This window comes from Pseudomonas sp. B22(2017), assembly GCF_002113105.1.
GTDB lineage: Bacteria > Pseudomonadota > Gammaproteobacteria > Pseudomonadales > Pseudomonadaceae > Aquipseudomonas > Aquipseudomonas asiatica.
The window spans coordinates 418,095-434,256 of the sequence record NZ_NEJN01000002.1; the positions used below are offsets into that span (position 1 = coordinate 418,095).

Sequence of the window (16,162 nt, forward strand, 5' to 3'; positions counted from 1 at the left end):
GGACCTGGGCAGAGAATCAGACAGTTTGATCATCGCAGAATGAACGCTCGGCGCCAGATGCTGCATGGCATCTTCGGAGAATCAGGCATCGATACCGGAGAATCAGTCGTGGGCGAAGCGACGCATGGCGCGCAGAATGTGCAGCCTGAATCGTTTCACTTCATAGCGAGGCCCTGCATGTATACCGCCATCGGTTACGCCGCCCAGACCCCCACCAGCCCTCTGGCTCCCATGACCTTCGAGCGTCGCAGCCCGCGCCCTGACGACGTCGCCATCGACATCCTTTACTGCGGCGTATGCCACTCCGACATCCACCAGGCGCGCAACGAATGGGGCATTGCCGTGTACCCGCTGATGCCTGGCCACGAGATCATCGGCCGCGTCACCGCCGTGGGCGACAAAGTGACCACGCACAAGGTCGGCGACCTGGTCGGCGTTGGCTGCATGGTCGACTCGTGCCGACACTGCGAAGCTTGTGCCAAGGACCTGGAGCAATATTGCCTGGAAGGCCCGACCATGACCTATGCCACCCCGGACCGAGTCGACGGTAGCAACACCATGGGCGGTTACTCCAGCAGCATCGTGGTCAGCGAGCACTTCGTGGTGCGCATCCCGGCCGGCATGGACCTGCCCAGCGCCGCGCCAATCCTCTGCGCCGGCATCACAACCTATTCGCCACTCAAGCACTACGGCGTCGGCCCTGGTCACAAGATCGGCATCCTCGGCATGGGCGGCCTGGGCCACATGGCCATCAAGCTGGCCAAGGCGCTGGGCGCCGAAGTGACCTTGTTCACCCGTTCCCAGGCCAAGGCCGACGAAGCCCGCCGCCAGGGTGCCGACCATGTGATCGTGTCCACTGATGCCGAGCAGATGCGAGCAGCAGCAGGCCGTTTCGACTTCCTGCTCGACACCATCCCGGTGCAGCACGACCTCAACCCGTACCTGGAAACCCTGAAATTCGATGGCGTGCACATCCTGGTCGGCCTGATCGAGCCAATCGACCCGGCGGTTCATGCGGCCAATCTGGTGATGAAGCGCCGGGTGCTGGCGGGGTCGTTGATCGGTGGTATTGCCGAGACACAGGAAGTGCTGGATTTCTGCGCCGAGCACGCGATTCGTTGTGATATCGAGTTGCTGGATATCCGCAACATCAACCAGGCGTATGAGCGAATGATTGCCGGGGATGTGAAGTACCGGTTCGTGATCGATATGGCGACTTTGCATAACTGATTGGTTGCCTGCCCCGGCCTGCTCCCACAGGTAAATCACAGCTTTCGAAATCTGTGCAGTACCTGTGGGAGCGGGCGAGCCCGCGAAAATGCCGGTACAGGCAATGAAGATGCTGCAACTGTTACCAGGCCAATGCCCTGTCCCAGCCTTTCCAGAACAACCACCGCCGTACCTCGCCATGCGCTCCGGTACCGATCTGCCAGGCTGGCCGCCCGTTGTCCAGGGCAATCACCGAAACGAACCCGGCATGGCTCGCCGCTACCAGCGTACGCCCGTTGGCACTGATATCCAGCGCACTGATGGTCGACCCCAGGTAATGCTGCCAATGCTCCGTGCCATCTTCGCCAAATGCCCGCAGGTAACCATAGGCATCCCCCACGATATATTCGCCCTCGCGCGCCACGCCGGCATACACCCGTGCGCCATCCTGTACCAGCGGGGTACGCGGGTCCTGGCTGTAGTAGTCGGTATCCAGCCCCGGCAAGTCGGCCACCCTGACGGCCAGCGTGGCACCGCTATAGAAATGGCAGGCATTGACTATCAACTGGTCACCTGCACGATTGAACAGCGCAAAGTGCGGATACTCGCTGGCCGGGCCGATGGCCGCCACGGGCCGGAGCTGGTCATCCAGCACCAGGTGGCGGCTGCCTTGCTCGCCAACCACGATCAACCGACCATCCGCCGATACCGCACCGTGCTCCATGCTCAGCCCCAGGCTGATGTCGTCCGGGTCGGTGCCTTCGTCCAGTTCGTCGAGCACCCGCGCCTGGTGCGGCAGCAGGCGGGTCGCGCCTTGGCGGGTCAGCAGGAAGATACCCTCGGCGCTCACCAGCAGCACCCGCTGGCCATCCGGGAAGGGGATCAGCGTGGTCGGCGTGGGCGGCAGGTCGAAGGGCTCGAACGGGTAACCCGGCGGCAACCCCTCCAACCCCGTGGGCCAGGCCAGGCGCAGCACCTGCGGGCCGCCCCAGCCATCGGTCACGCGTATGCCCTCGGCATTGGCCAGGGCGAAATAGCGGCGGGCCGGGCAGCGGCCGAAGTGATCGACGCCGATCACCGGGGTCACCCCGAGAGGGTCGATGCGCACCACCTGGCCTTTGTCATGCGGCATGCCGATACGTGCCAGCAGGCTGCCATCCTCCAGCAGCAGGACGTTGCCGATACCTTGCCCGTGCTCCTTGATCAGCGGCAGCAAGGGGTGGTGGGCGGGCGGCCAGGCTTCGCGGAAGGCTTGCTGCTCAAAGGCTTCGACGCCGGGCCGGTTGGCTGCTTGCAGGGCCTGCAGCCAGGCATCGAGCAAATGCTCGGTGGCCTGCGGCAGGGGCTCTTCGAGGTCATCCCAGCCTTGCGCGCGGCCCTGCGCGACATAGTCGTTGACGGCCTGGGCATAGGCGGTGACCGCCTGCTGCCACTGTTGCTGCTGGGAGTGCTGCTGGTCCATGAGCGGATCGGGCTCCTTGTTGCATACGCGTTCGCACAAAGCGCGCATGTTACTCCTTCTGCCCGCCTCGCGGTTGTGAGCCCCCGGCTTGACGCGTACCATGCCGGGCATTCCTTCCAATAACAAAGCGTGCGTCGACACCCCGGCAAGTGGGTGGCTGACGTGCGTCCTGTTGCCTTGCCTGCGGAGAAGCGGTTTGTACCCATGAATGGACCCATACCCACCAACATGCCACCCACGGCGGGTAGCGGCAGCTGGCTGAGCGTCATTGCCCTGGCCCTGGCGGCCTTCATCTTCAACACCACCGAGTTCGTCCCGGTGGCGCTGCTCAGCGACATTGGCCGCAGCTTCGACATGAGCACCGCGCAAGTCGGCCTGATGCTGACCATCTACGCCTGGGTAGTGGCGCTGGCCTCGCTGCCGATGATGCTGCTGACGCGCAACATCGAGCGGCGGCGGCTGTTGCTGTTCGTGTTCCTGGTGTTCATCGTCAGCCACTTGCTGTCGTGGATGTCACAGAGCTTTGCCATGTTGCTGGTCAGCCGTATCGGTATAGCCCTGGCGCATGCGGTGTTCTGGGCCATCACGGCTTCCCTGGCGGTGCGCGTGGCGCCGCCCGGGCAGCAGGCCAAGGCGCTGGGCCTTTTGGCCACTGGCACCACCCTGGCCATGGTCCTGGGTATCCCGCTGGGCCGCGTAGTGGGTGAAGCGCTGGGCTGGCGCATCACCTTCCTGAGCATTGCCGGAGTGGCGCTGGCGACCATGCTGTGCCTGATGAAGTCGTTGCCGCTGCTGCCCAGCCAGAACTCGGGCTCGCTGCGCAGCCTGCCGATACTGTTCAAGCGCCCGGCGCTGGTGATCACCTATGTGCTGGTGACGCTGGTGATTACCGCGCAGTTCACTGCCTACAGCTACATCGAACCGTTTGCCCTGCACGTGGCGCAGATAGGCGGAGAGCGCACCACGCTATTGCTGCTGCTGTTCGGCGGCGCCGGGGTGTTCGGCTCGGTGCTGTTCAGCCGTTACAGCGACCGCTTCCCGCATGGCTTCCTGGTAGGTTCGATCGGCCTGCTGGCGGCGTGCCTGTTGCTGCTGTTGCCGCTGTCGGGCAACTTCTATGTTTTCGCCGCGTTGAGCATGTTCTGGGGTGTGGCGATCCTCAGCTTCAGCCTGTCGCTGCAATCCAAGACCCTGAAACTGGCGTCCGATGCCACCGATGTGGCCATGGCGCTGTTCTCGGGTATCTACAACATCGGTATTGGCGGTGGCGCGTTGCTGGGCAGTATCGTCAGCAGCCAGCTGGATGTGGCGGATATCGGCCTGGTGGGCGGTAGCGTGGCAGTGGCCGGGTTGCTGCTGGCTGTGGCCAGCACCCGGCAGTTCCGCGAGGTGCTGGGCGGGGGGCAGGGCATTCCTGAATGACCGTGCTGTTTTTTTCGCGGGCACGCCCGCTCCCACAGGTACTGCATCAACTTCAGGCGCGATGCAGTACCTGTGGGAGCGGGCGTGCCCGCGAAGAGGCCGGTACTGGCAATAGCGGGCTCAAGCCAGTACGGCAGCCCATGCAGAAATCAACAGCACCCCCGCCAATACCTGGTTGAACACCCGCAACCGCCGCGGTGCCTGCAACCATCGCGCGCTGCCCACCCCCAGCAGCGCCCACGCCGCCATGCATGGCAGGGCAATCAGCCAGAACACCAGCGCCAGCTGCCATACCGGCAACGACGGCGAGGCAAACACCCCGACCACCGCGACGGCCATCAACCACACCTTGGGGTTGACCACCTGCAACGAGGCTGCGCTGAGTGCGCTGAAGCCTTGCGCCGTGGTCGCCTGCAGCGGGGCGGCGGCACTGCGCAGCATCTTCCACGCCAGCCAGCTCAACCACAAAACCCCGGTCCAGCTCATCAACTGCTGGGCCAGCGGGTGGCGCAGCAGCAGTTCACCCAGCCCCAGGCCCACCATCAGCACGATCGCCGCTGCGGCACCGCAGGCCGCAACGACCTGCGCCAGGCTCGCGCACAGGCCAAAGCGTGCCCCATGGGCAAGAATCAACAGGTTGGTCGGCCCGGGGCTGATGCTGGATACCAACGCAAACAGGATGAAGGGCAACAACGACTGCGACATGATCAAGGGCTCCGGATAAACGAAGCACCATGCTCGCTGCCCGCCGCCTTTCAGTCTGGAAGGTTTGAGCAGCGCCTGCGGTAGTCGGCCGGGGTCAGCTGGTAGGCACGGCGGAACCAGCGCCCCAGGTGGCTCTGGTCGGCAAAGCCCAGGGCCATGGCCACTTCGGTGGGAGTCTGGCCCTGGGCGAGCAGGCGCCGCGCCCGGGCCAGGCGCAGCTGGATCAGATAGGCATGCGGCGCCAGGCCGAATGCGGCCTTGAATGCGCGGGTGAGGCGGAAGCGGTCGATGCCACAGGCTTGGGCCAGGTCTTCCAGGCCGATGTCGCGCTCCAGGTTGGCGTGCAGGTAATCCCGCGCGCGCTGCGCGGTCAGCGGCAGGCGCGGGTCCGGGTTCAGGCGCCGGCGCCAGTGCAGGTGGCGGGTCAGGCAGGCCAGCAGGTCGTCCATGGCCGTCTGCCGTACAATGCGCAAGTCCTGGGTATGCACGGCCTGGAAGGCGAGGGCAGTGGCACGCGCCAGGCGCTCATCGTGGCACAAGGTATCGGCGAAGCTGGGCAGGCTGTCGCCCGGCGCGTGTTCGAAAAGTGCCCGCAGTTGGCTGTCCACCCAGGTGGGTTCCAGGTACAGGGTCGAATAGGTGAAGCCGTCCTCGGTGGGCGCATGGCCGTTATGGATTTCACCGGGCTCCAGCAGGAATACGTTCCCCGGCGTGCTGCGATGGCGCACTCGCCGGCAATCGAATTGCTGCACGCCCTGCTCGGTAACGCCAACCAGGAAGCTGTCGTGCCAGTGCGGGTCGTAGGCATGCCCGACGAAATGCGCGCGGACCGACTCGATGCCGGTGTCGGCGTCTTGCTTGAGGTCGATCCAGTTGCTCATGGGGGCGTGCCGTGGCAGAAATCGCTACCTTAGCGCAACGGCCAGGCTCAGTCTGGAACGATTGTGCAGCCGTTGGCCAGCGCCCGGTTGCGCAAGGCCTCGAAGCGTTCGCGCAGCCACAGATGCAGTTGCGCCACTGCGGGCGTGAGCTGCTTTCGGTGCGGGCACACCAGGGTGACCGGGGCGGGTTCACCAAAGTGCTCGGGTAGGATGATTTCCAGTTCGCCGGCCGCGATGTTGGCGCTTACGTCCAGCCACGACTTGTAGACGATGCCTTCGCCCTGCAAGGCCAGGCGGCGGATCACGTCGGCATCGTCGCTGACCAGCGGCCCACGCACCTGCACGGTGCGGTTGCCCACCCGCCACTTGTCGTAGACCCGGTTGTGCTGCATATACAGCAGGCAGGCATGCTGCTGCAGGGCGTCGGGCGTGAGGGGGCGGCCGTGACGGGCCAGGTAGTCGGGCGCCGCCACCAGCACCCGGCGGTTCCAGTCTGCCAGCGGCAGGGCAATGTAGTTGGCGTCCTGGTTGAGGCCGTAGCGGATCGCCACATCTACCGGGTCGCGGTTGAGGTCGGCAATCTGGTCAGACAGGAAGAAGCGAAGGTGCAGGGCCGGGTGCTCGCGGCGGAAGGCGCTCAGCCACGGCAGCAACATGTTGCGGCCCAGGTCGGACGGTGCCGAAACCTGCAGAGTACCGCGCAGGGTGTTGGCGTTGCCATGCAGGTCTTCACGCCCCTGGCGCAGGCTCTCCAGCACATTCAGGGCAGTCGGCAGGTACAACTCGCCTTCGGCGGTCAGGCGCAGGCTGCGGGTAGTGCGGGCGAACAGGCGCACATCCAGGTCGCGCTCCAGGCGCTTGATCGCGGCGGCCACCTGCCCCGGCAGCAGTTCGGCCTCATGGGCGGCGGCGGTGAAGCTGCCCAGCACGCTGCTGCGGACGAACAGTTCGAGGTCGGTGATGCGCAGCATTTTCACTCCAGGGATGAAAGTGTTGCTGCATTGTGCCGGTTTTTCTTTTCTGCAGGAAAGATAAGATGCCCGGCAAATCCTCTGTTCATTCCCGGAGTTGTTGCATGGATACCGTCTCTCTGGCCAAGCGCCGCTACACCACCAAAGCCTACGATGCCTCGCGCCGCATTCCCCAGGCGACTGTCGATGCCTTGCTCGAACAACTGCGCCACAGCCCGTCTTCGGTCAACTCGCAGCCGTGGCATTTCATCGTTGCCGACAGCGCCGAAGGCAAGGCTCGCCTGGCCAAGAGCACCACAGAGCGCTATGCCTACAATTCGCCGAAGATCCTCGATGCCTCGCATGTGATCGTGTTCTGCACCCGAACCGAGATGACCGAAGCGCACCTGGATGCCGTGCTCCACCAGGAAGCCGCCGATGGTCGCTTCCGCGATGAGCAGGCGCGTGCCGGGCAGAACCAGAGCCGCCGGCATTACGTCGACCTGCACCGCTTCGATCAGAAGGACCTGCAGCACTGGATGGAAAAGCAGACCTACCTGGCGTTGGGTACTGCCTTGCTGGGGGCTGCGGCACATGGGCTGGATGCCACCCCGATCGAAGGCTTCGACAGCAAGATTCTTGATGCCGAGCTGGGCTTGCGTGAGCGTGGGTTCACCAGCGTGGTCATTCTCAGCCTGGGCTATCGCAGCGAGGCGGACTTCAATGCCGGGCTGAACAAGTCGCGGTTGCCGGCTTCGCAGGTGTTCACCTTCCTGTGAGTTTGCCGGGGCCGCTCTGCGGCCCCGTCTTTCCGGTCGGCTTGCAAAATACGGCATATGCCGCATACTTGTCGGCAAACGCCGGAAAGGAGAGCGCCATGCTTGCCGAAGTGCTTCGCGACAATGGTTACCACGAGTACCGGGCGCGCCTGCATGCACTGCTGGAAATCCCCGAACTCGCCAGTGACTTCGAAATCCACACCCGTATCACCCATGGCTTCGCTGCCACCTGGCTGGTGAAACTGACCGAACTCGGCGTGTTCACCCCTGTGGAGCGTGACCAGATCATTCCCCTGCGCACGCTGAAAACCCGCATCGAACGTGACCAGCCGTTGACCGTGGAAGAAAGCGACCGGCTGTTCCGCTCGGCCCATATCACCGCCATGGCCGAAGCCGTGTTCGGTGAAGCGGGCAAGGCAAAACGCTGGCTGTCCAAGCCCAAGGAGCGCTTCTCGGGGCTGACGCCGATGCAGATGCTCACCACCCAGCAGGGCACCACCCAGGTCGAGGAGATGTTGCTGCAGATCGCCGAGGGCTTCGGCCTGTGATTCTGTGGCGTATCAGCGCCTATGCAGACTTGAGCGGAACGGGCGGCTTGCGTGTCAGCGGCCGCTGGCACCAGGCGGGCCGGCCAGTGGTATATGCCGCCACCAGCCCGGCCGGGGCAATGCTGGAGGTGCTGGTGCACCTGGAGATCGACCCTGAGGATTTCCCCACCACCATGCGGCTGCTGCGTATCGAGTTGCCCGACACCGTTTCGCAAGCGCAGTTGCCCGCCTTGCAGCCTGGCTGGTCGAGCCAGACCGAACTGACCCGGGGCCTGGGCAACCGTTTTCTGGATGAGTGTTCGGCGTTGCTGCTGCCGGTGCCGAGCGCGATCATGCCCAGCACCACCAATTACCTGTTCAACCCGCGCCATCCGCAGGCAAACAGCGCCAGGCTCGAGGTCGAGGACTTCACCCCGGACAGTCGGCTGTTTTAGGGAAGTTTCACCAAAGTGCCGCTGACGCCGCTGTCAGCACCTGGCCAAACACTTCGAGGGCCTTGTCCACTTCGGCCTCGTTGCTGAAACGCCCGATGCTCAGGCGCACGCTGTTACGTGCCTGGCGTTCATCCAGCCCCAACGCGAGCAGCACATGCGAGGCTGCATTGCTCGCCGAATTGCAGGCCGAGGTGGTCGACAACGCCAGCTCGCTGGCCAGCGCCGCGCTGTTGAAGCCCTTGCTGTCGATACACAGGTTCAGCGTATGGGGAATGCGTTGTTTGGCGCAGCCGTTGAGGGTGACGCCGGGCAGGGCCAGCAGGCCTTCACGCAGGCGCCTGGCCAGTTGTTCGAGGCGCAGGTGTTCGCTGTCGCCGGGCTGGCCGGCCAGGGCAAAGGCGCTGCCCATGCCGGCAATCTGGTGGGTCGCCAGGGTGCCGGAACGCAGGCCTTGCTCATGGCCGCCGCCGTGCATCTGCGCACGCATCAGCGTGCGGGCGCGTGGCCCCACGTAGAGCGCACCGATGCCCTTGGGCCCATACACCTTGTGCGCCGAGAACGACATCAGGTCCACGGCCATGGCGTTCAGGTCGATGGCCAGTTTGCCCACCGCCTGCGCCGCATCCACGTGCAGCAGGGCACCGTGGGCACGTACCTGTTCACCAATCGCGGCAAAGTCGGTGATCGTGCCCAGTTCATTGTTCACCGCCATCAGCGATACCAGGCGGGTGTCGGCGCGCAACGCTGCCTGCACCGCCGCAGGCTGAATCAGGCCGGCGGCATCCGGTGCCAGGCGGGTCACGGCCCAACCCTGGCGCTCCAGTTCGGCCACCGTATCGAGCACGGCCTTGTGTTCCAGTTGGCTGGTGATCAGGTGCCCGGGCTGGCCGAGGCCCTGGGCAATGCCCTTGAGCGCCAGGTTGTTGGACTCGGTCGCACCTGAGGTCCAGACCAGTGCATCGGCCTGTGCGCCGACGCGTTCGGCCACTTGCTGACGGGCCTGCTCCACGGCGTGGCGGGCTGCCTGGCCGAAGGCATGGCCACTGGACGCCGGGTTGCCGAAGTTGCCCTGGCTGCCAAGGCAGGCGAGCATGGTTTCGATGACCCGGTCGTCGACCGGAGTGGTGGCGGCGTAATCGAAATAGAGCGGGGCGCTGGGCATGAGGGCGGGTCCGTGTCTGTCGCCGTGAAATCGGCAATCGTTGGAGCAAGCGTACCCGCTACTTCGGAGATATTTTTCACTTCCAGCGGCTCTATTCTGGAAATGATCAAGAAAAATTTCTATCTATCGAGTTTTTCTTGGAATTTTTTTCTCCGCATCCCGCCATTCTGTTCAGGCTGGTTCCAAGGCCCTCTCTTCCTCGGCCACCACACGTTCGCACAACTCGGTGATCTGCTCGCGCATCCAGCGGTTGGCCGGGTCCTGATCGGTGCTTTCATGCCAGTACAGGTGCGTTTCCAGCGCAGGCACCTCGACCGGCAGTGGCTGGTAACGCAGCTGATGGCGGCGGGCGAAGCGCTCGGGGACGGTCATCGCCATGTCGGTCTGCTGCAACACCTGCGAGGCCATAAGGTAATGCTGCGAGCGCAAGGCAACCTTGCGCTGTACGCCCATCTTGCCCAGGGCCAGGTCGACATAGCCCAAGCCGTTGCGGCGGCTGGAAATATGGATGTGGGTCATGCCCAGGTAGTTGTCGAGGGTCAGCTTGCTGTCGGCCAGCGGATGGCCCTGGCGCAGGGCGCAGACATAGCGGTCTTGCATCAGTTTGACGTGGCGTACCTGCGGGTCGGTGTTCAACGGTGCGTCGATGGCGAAGTCCAGGCGGCCGGCGGCAAGTTCCTTGGTGGTCTCGCGGCGCTTGCACAAAAAGCTTTCGATCAGCACCGCCGGCGCCAGGCGGCGCAAGCGCTGGAACAGCGGCGGCAGGATGACCGCTTCGGTCAGGTCGGTCATGCTGATGCGGAAAGTCTTGTTGGCCTGTTGTGGGTTGAAGATGCGGCTTTCCTGCACCGAGGTGCGCAACAGTGCCAGGGCATTGCGCACCGGGCCGATGATGTTCTGCGCCATGGGCGTTGGCACCATGCCTTGCGCGGTGCGCACGAACAGCGGGTCATTGAAGGTTTCGCGCAGCCGCGAAAGGGCGTTGGACACTGCCGGCTGGGTGATGCCGACGATCTGCCCGGCGCGGGTCAGGTTGGCTTCGGTGTAGATCGCATCGAACACGATGAACAGGTTGAGGTCGACCTTGCTGAGGTTCATGGGCGCCGCTCTTTGTTGGAATTATTGGCCGATCATATATCGGTTATGAATGTTTATACACGCGGAAAATAGGCTAGGTGGATGAGGCCATGCTGCTCTAGGCTCTGGCCCATGTATTCCGAACCGTGAAGGTAGCCCCGATGGATTTCGCCTATTCGCCCAAGGTCCAGGCACTGCGTGAGCGCGTCAGCGCGTTCATGGACGCCTATGTCTACCCCGCCGAGGCGGTGTTCGAGCGCCAGGTCGCCGAGGGTGACCGCTGGCAGCCCACCGCGATCATGGAAGAACTCAAGGCCAAGGCCCGCGCTGAAGGGCTGTGGAACCTGTTCCTGCCCGAATCGGAATACGGTGCCGGCCTGAGCAACCTGGAATACGCCCCGCTGGCGGAAATCATGGGCCGTTCGTTGCTCGGCCCGGAGCCGTTCAACTGCTCGGCGCCGGACACCGGCAACATGGAAGTGCTGGTGCGCTATGGCAGTGAAGCGCAGAAGCGCCAGTGGCTGGAGCCGCTGCTGCGTGGCGAGATCCGTTCGGCGTTCGCCATGACCGAACCGGACGTGGCTTCCTCGGATGCCACCAACATGGCCGCCACCGCCGTGCGTGACGGTGACCAATGGGTAATCAACGGCCGCAAGTGGTGGACCTCTGGCGCTTGCGACCCGCGCTGCAAGGTAATGATCTTCATGGGCCTGTCCGACCCTGAAGGGCCACGCCACCAGCAGCACTCGATGGTGCTGGTGCCCACCGATGCACCTGGGGTGAAGATCGTCCGCCCGCTGCCGGTGTTCGGCTATGACGATGCTCCCCATGGCCACGCCGAGGTGCTCTTCGAGAATGTGCGGGTACCGTATGAGAACGTGATCCTGGGTGAAGGCCGTGGCTTCGAAATTGCCCAGGGGCGCCTTGGCCCTGGCCGTATCCACCACTGCATGCGCTCGATCGGCATGGCCGAGCGCGCGCTGGAACTGATGTGCAAGCGCTCGGTGGAGCGTACCGCCTTCGGCCGGCCACTGGCGCGCCTGGGCGGCAACGTCGACAAGATTGCCGACTCGCGCATGGAGATCGACATGGCCCGGCTGCTGACGTTGAAAGCGGCCTACATGATGGACACGGTCGGCAACAAGGTGGCCCGCAGCGAGATTGCGCAAATCAAGGTAGTGGCGCCGAACGTGGCATTGAAGGTGATCGACCGGGCGATCCAGATTCATGGGGGGGCAGGGGTGAGTGGCGATTTCCCGCTGGCTTACATGTACGCCATGCAGCGCACCTTGCGCCTGGCCGACGGGCCAGATGAAGTGCACCGGGCGGCGATTGGCAAGTATGAGATCGGCAAGTACGTGCCGGCGGAGATGATGCGTAGCGGGCGGTGATTTACCGGCTTGTTCCGGCCTCTTCGCGGGCTTGCCCGCGAAGACGCGCTTGAAGGCTCACTGGTTCCTCTGGATGGTCAGACCCGCATCTGCGGGTCTTCCTCCTTCTCGCTGACTGTACGATCGGCATTTGAAGGCTGCTTGGATTGACCATTCTTGATTTCCGGCTTTCCCCCCCGCGTCTTGACCAACGAAACCACCACCCCACCCAGCAACAACCCGAACGTCACCCCCAGCGACAGCAATGCCGGCACCTTGCCCACCATGCCGTGGTAGAAGATCTTGCAGCCAATGAAGATCAGCACCAGCGCGAGCGCGTACTTGAGGTAAACGAACCGGTGCATCAGCGCCGCCAGCGCAAAATACAACGAGCGCAAGCCGAGGATGGCGAAGATGTTGGAGGTGTAGACGATGAACGGGTCCTGGGTGATGGCGAAGATTGCCGGGACGCTGTCGACGGCGAACACCAGGTCGGCCAGTTCGATCAGCACCAGCGCCATGAACAGCGGGGTGGCATGGCGTAGCGCCTTGTGCTGCCCGGGCGGGGTCTGCTGCACGAAGAAGTGCGAGCCGTGGATCTGCTCGGTGACCCGCATGTGCCGGCGCACGAACTTGAGGATCGGGTTGTTGGCCAGGTCGGGGCGGCTATCTTCCTTCGACAGCGCCATCTTCACCCCGGTAAACAGCAGGAAGGCACCGAAGATATACAGTACCCAGGCGAAGTTCTGCACCAGCGCCGCGCCCACGCCGATCATGATCGCCCGCAGGAACACCACCCCGAGGATGCCCCAGAACAGCACGCGGTGCTGGTAGCGGCGGGGGATGGCGAAATAGCTGAAGATCATCGCCATGACGAACACGTTGTCCATCGACAGCGACTGTTCGACCAGGAACCCGGTGTAGAACTCCAGCGCCGACTGCGCGCCCAACTGGTACCAGACACCGACGCCGAACAGCACGCCGACGCTGAAATAGCCCGAATACAGCAGCAGGCTCTCGCGCATTTCGATTTCCCGGTCGTGGCGGTGCAGCACGCCGAGATCGAGTACCAGCAAACCGATGACGATGGCCATGAACACCAGCCACAACCAGGTGCTGGTGCCGAGGAACGGGGTGGTGAGGAATGTGTGTAGAGCTGTCATGAGCCCCTCCTTGAATGTCGACGTTGCATGGCAACAGTGATCCGACATGGCGGCCTGGCAGCCGTCAGAGGGGCCCGGTATCACATGGGCTTGAGCCTAGACCCGTTTGCCGGTGATGCCGAATGGGGAGCTGTTACATTTCTTTGCCAAGCACGGCACACACTTAAGCACGCTTCTTGTAGGAGCAGCCTTGTGCTGCGAAGAGGCCGGTCAACCTTGCACAAATGTGTTGGCCATACTGGCCTCTTCGCAGCACAAGGCTGCTCCTACAGGGATGTGTGCTGCTTTCAGATCAATGCACCCACACTTCCACCCGGCGATTGCGCAGTCGCCCTTGCTCCAGTTCGTTCCCTGCCACTGGCAATTCATCTCCCATCCCGGTCACCTCCAGCACCTCCACGCCATCGCGCGCCAGCTCGCGGCGCACCGCCTGGGCCCTTAGGCGGGACAGTAGGGCGGCGCGACCGGGTGTTTCCTTGGGGTCGCCAAAGCCCACCAGCACCGCCTTGCGCTGCAACTTGCCCGCTTGGCGCAGGTAGTCGGCAACGCGCTGGACATCGCGCAGGGCCTTGTTGTCGAGGCTGGCGCTGCCTTCCTGAAAGCGGAAGTTAACGCTCAACCGCTGTGCCTGCTGGGCCAGGGTGCGATAGCGCGGCGGCATGTCGGCCTGGGGTGCTACAGATTGGGCCTTGATCTGCTGCGAAACGAAACCCTGCTGGGCGACGATCGCCTGGCCCGCCGGGCTCTGAGCGAAATCGGCCAGGGCCTTGGCCTGGGGCTTGGGGTTGGCCGGCAGATAGAAATACAGGCGCCGCGATAGCGGGTAGTCCTCGCTGGCCACCAGTGCACGCTCCGGCAGCATGGCCGGCGCGTCACCCTCGGCAACCGCCAGCACCTTGGCCCCATGCACCGCCGCCAGGCTGCTGAAGCCGATGGCCTGGCGGTCGGCGCCCACTCGCGCGGCCAGCTCGTCGCTGGACTCGAAGCGTTGGGCCTTGGGCGAGAGCTCGCTTTGCTGGGGTTCCAGCACCAGGGCCTTGAAGGTCTCAAAGGTACCGGAGCGGTCGTCACGGGCGTACAGGTGGATGGCCCCGCCGGCAACACCCAATTGCTCCCAACGCTGGATCTGCCCGGCAAAGATCTGTGCCAGTTGCCCCGTGGTGAGCTGTGGCAGCGGGTTGTCGGGGTGAACGATGACCGCGACGCCATCCAGGCCGATGACTTGTTCGGCGGCAGCAGCGCGCAGGTCGCCCAAAGCCTGCAGTTGGCTTGCTTCGTTGTCGTTGACAGGTCGCGACGCGGCGGCCAGATCGGCCTCGCCATGGCCCAGGGCGACGAAGCCGGTGCTGGAACCGTGTGCGGCGATGTCGATGCGCAAAGGCTGGCCACGCGTGTCGCGAGCGGTGATGACAGTCTCGTTGGCCAGCTTGCCCGGGTATTGTTCGATGGCGGTAGCTTGCTGTGCGCGCAATTGCCCTTGCACCAGCGCCGGCAGCAAGGCCGCGCCGATGGTGTTGGAGCCTTGCACGCGCAGGTGAGCGGGCTCGGCCAGGGTCGCCAGCGGTAGCAGGGTGAGCAGCAAGACAAGCAGGCGGGGCATGCCGGAAGGCCTATGGCATAGAGATGGCCGGCAGATTACGACAGTGGCGTGATGATAATGTGACAGTCCATGGGGCAGTGGGCTTTGCCTGATGCTTGTAAGTTCGCGTTAATGGGGCTGCTGTGCAGCCCATCGCCGGCAAGCCAGCTCCCACAGGGGCCGTGCCAATCCTGAAATCTGCGCTGTACCTGTGGGAGCTGGCTTGCCGGCGAAAGGGCCGCAAAGCGGCCCCAGCGGTATCAATGCGCCCCGGCAGACTTGCTCAGGTCACTTTCTGCCCACTCGGTATAGATGCACGCATCCGCCACCGCCCAGCGCACCTTCACGGTATCCCCCGGCTGCATCGGCATGCCCGCCGCCGACAACGCCTTTACCGTCAGCTCTGTACCGCCCGCTGTCACCACATGGCAGGTCTGGCTCTCGCCCAGGAACAGCACTTCGCCAACCTTGGCGCTGACCTGGTTCCACCCCGCCGGCAGCGGCTCGCGCGCGGCCTGTTCGGCGGTCAGGGCCAGGGCCTTTTCCGGGCGCACCATGATCAGTGCATCCTGCGAGGCGGCCAGGCCCGGGGTCAGGCGGATGGCCACCGGCTGGCCCTCGAAGCTGCCCGCGCCATTGCTGCTGGCCTTGATCCGCAGGAAGTTGGAGTTGCCCAGGAACGAGGCGACGAAGGCATTCGGCGGGTTCTGGTACAGGTCGTAACCGGTGCCCAGGCCGACGATCTTGCCATGGCTGAAGATGGCGATGCGCTGGGACAGGCGCATGGCTTCTTCCTGGTCGTGGGTGACGTAGACGATGGTGATGCCCAGGCGCCGGTGCAACTGGCGCAGTTCGTCCTGCAGGTCTTCGCGCAGCTTCTTGTCCAGCGCGCCGAGCGGTTCGTCCATCAGCAGGATGCGCGGTTCGTACACCAGCGCCCGGGCGATAGCCACGCGCTGCTGCTGGCCACCGGACATCTGCGACGGCTTGCGGTGGGCGAACTTCTCCAGCTGCACCAGCTTGAGCATGGCATCGACGCGCTTGCTGGTTTCGCTGGCACTAAGCTTGCGAATGGCCAGCGGAAAGCCGATGTTGTCGCGCACGTTCAGGTGCGGGAACAGCGAATAGCGCTGGAACACCATGCCGATGTCACGCTTGTGCGGCGGCACGTTGACCAGTGACTGGCCATCGACCAGGATCTCGCCGCTGCTCGGCGTTTCGAAGCCTGCCAGCATCGACAGGGTGGTGGACTTGCCCGAGCCGCTGGAACCGAGGAAGGTCAGGAACTCGCCGTCCTGGATTTCCAGGTCGAGGTTGTCCACGGCGGTGAAGTCGCCGTAGTGCTTGTTCAGGCCGCGCAGGCTGACCAGGGTCTTGCCGTGCGCGTTGTCTTTGATCACTGCACTCATTGTTGTTTTCTC

Annotated in this window: 15 protein-coding genes; 6 read left to right on the forward strand and 9 right to left on the reverse strand. The window is 64.1% G+C overall.

Going from position 1 to position 16,162, the window contains the following annotated elements; genetic code table 11:
* Positions 1-177: 177 nt before the first annotated feature.
* Entirely contained in the window at positions 178-1,230 is a 1,053-nt protein-coding gene (gene calA, locus CAG18_RS05855) for a vanillin reductase (protein WP_085720689.1), read from the forward strand.
* A gap of 121 nt (positions 1,231-1,351) precedes the next feature.
* Here the strand turns inward: calA and CAG18_RS05860 are convergent, their stop codons facing one another.
* A complete protein-coding gene (locus CAG18_RS05860; protein ID WP_085720690.1) occupies positions 1,352-2,671 on the reverse strand; it encodes a hypothetical protein in 1,320 nt (439 codons plus the stop codon).
* Positions 2,672-2,875: 204 nt separating this feature from the next.
* On the opposite strand from CAG18_RS05860, the gene CAG18_RS05865 reads away from it, so the two are divergent.
* Positions 2,876-4,093, forward strand: a complete 1,218-nt coding sequence (locus CAG18_RS05865; RefSeq protein ID WP_085720566.1) for a sugar transporter — start codon at positions 2,876-2,878, stop codon at positions 4,091-4,093.
* Between the two features lie 120 nt (positions 4,094-4,213).
* Here the strand turns inward: CAG18_RS05865 and CAG18_RS05870 are convergent, their stop codons facing one another.
* Genes CAG18_RS05870 through CAG18_RS05880 form a run of 3 tightly spaced genes read right to left on the reverse strand, consistent with a single transcriptional unit; the run spans position 4,214 to position 6,650 of the window.
* Positions 4,214-4,798 carry a LysE family translocator gene (locus CAG18_RS05870; RefSeq protein ID WP_085720568.1) on the reverse strand — a complete coding sequence of 195 codons (585 nt, stop codon included), beginning with the start codon at positions 4,796-4,798 and terminating at the stop codon, positions 4,214-4,216.
* Positions 4,799-4,848: 50 nt separating this feature from the next.
* A complete protein-coding gene (locus CAG18_RS05875; protein ID WP_015270854.1) occupies positions 4,849-5,679 on the reverse strand; it encodes an AraC family transcriptional regulator in 831 nt (276 codons plus the stop codon).
* Between the two features lie 47 nt (positions 5,680-5,726).
* Entirely contained in the window at positions 5,727-6,650 is a 924-nt protein-coding gene (locus tag CAG18_RS05880; protein ID WP_085720570.1) for a LysR family transcriptional regulator, read from the reverse strand.
* Positions 6,651-6,754: 104 nt separating this feature from the next.
* Here CAG18_RS05880 and nfsB point away from each other — a divergent pair, with 104 nt between their 5' ends.
* The 3 genes from nfsB to CAG18_RS05895 all read left to right on the forward strand — a co-directional run bounded on the left by nfsB (position 6,755) and on the right by CAG18_RS05895 (position 8,390).
* Positions 6,755-7,408 (forward strand): oxygen-insensitive NAD(P)H nitroreductase, encoded by a 654-nt coding sequence (nfsB, locus tag CAG18_RS05885; RefSeq protein ID WP_085720572.1) that lies wholly within the window; start codon positions 6,755-6,757, stop codon positions 7,406-7,408.
* 98 nt (positions 7,409-7,506) lie between these two features.
* Positions 7,507-7,956, forward strand: coding sequence for an antitoxin Xre/MbcA/ParS toxin-binding domain-containing protein (locus CAG18_RS05890; RefSeq protein ID WP_013973163.1), 450 nt, complete (start codon positions 7,507-7,509; stop codon positions 7,954-7,956).
* Positions 7,953-8,390, forward strand: a complete 438-nt coding sequence (locus tag CAG18_RS05895) for an RES family NAD+ phosphorylase (RefSeq protein ID WP_015270851.1) — start codon at positions 7,953-7,955, stop codon at positions 8,388-8,390. Before CAG18_RS05890 ends, CAG18_RS05895 begins: the two co-directional genes overlap by 4 nt.
* Before the next feature lie 7 nt (positions 8,391-8,397).
* On the opposite strand, the gene CAG18_RS05900 is transcribed toward CAG18_RS05895, so the two are convergent.
* Both CAG18_RS05900 and CAG18_RS05905 read right to left on the reverse strand, forming a co-directional pair.
* Positions 8,398-9,552, reverse strand: coding sequence for a cysteine desulfurase family protein (locus CAG18_RS05900; RefSeq protein ID WP_085720574.1), 1,155 nt, complete (start codon positions 9,550-9,552; stop codon positions 8,398-8,400).
* 171 nt (positions 9,553-9,723) lie between these two features.
* Positions 9,724-10,650, reverse strand: a complete 927-nt coding sequence (locus tag CAG18_RS05905; protein WP_013973160.1) for a LysR family transcriptional regulator — start codon at positions 10,648-10,650, stop codon at positions 9,724-9,726.
* A gap of 140 nt (positions 10,651-10,790) precedes the next feature.
* On the opposite strand from CAG18_RS05905, the gene CAG18_RS05910 reads away from it, so the two are divergent.
* Positions 10,791-12,020 (forward strand): acyl-CoA dehydrogenase, encoded by a 1,230-nt coding sequence (locus tag CAG18_RS05910; protein WP_013973159.1) that lies wholly within the window; start codon positions 10,791-10,793, stop codon positions 12,018-12,020.
* 77 nt (positions 12,021-12,097) lie between these two features.
* Here CAG18_RS05910 and CAG18_RS05915 read toward each other — a convergent pair whose 3' ends face one another.
* The 3 genes from CAG18_RS05915 to CAG18_RS05925 all read right to left on the reverse strand — a co-directional run bounded on the left by CAG18_RS05915 (position 12,098) and on the right by CAG18_RS05925 (position 16,150).
* Entirely contained in the window at positions 12,098-13,162 is a 1,065-nt protein-coding gene (locus tag CAG18_RS05915; protein ID WP_085720575.1) for a TerC family protein, read from the reverse strand.
* A gap of 292 nt (positions 13,163-13,454) precedes the next feature.
* Positions 13,455-14,762, reverse strand: a complete 1,308-nt coding sequence (locus CAG18_RS05920) for a substrate-binding domain-containing protein (RefSeq protein ID WP_085720576.1) — start codon at positions 14,760-14,762, stop codon at positions 13,455-13,457.
* A gap of 239 nt (positions 14,763-15,001) precedes the next feature.
* Complete coding sequence (locus CAG18_RS05925) at positions 15,002-16,150, reverse strand: ABC transporter ATP-binding protein (protein ID WP_061304049.1); 1,149 nt, start codon at positions 16,148-16,150, stop codon at positions 15,002-15,004.
* Between the last annotated feature and the right edge of the window lie 12 nt (positions 16,151-16,162).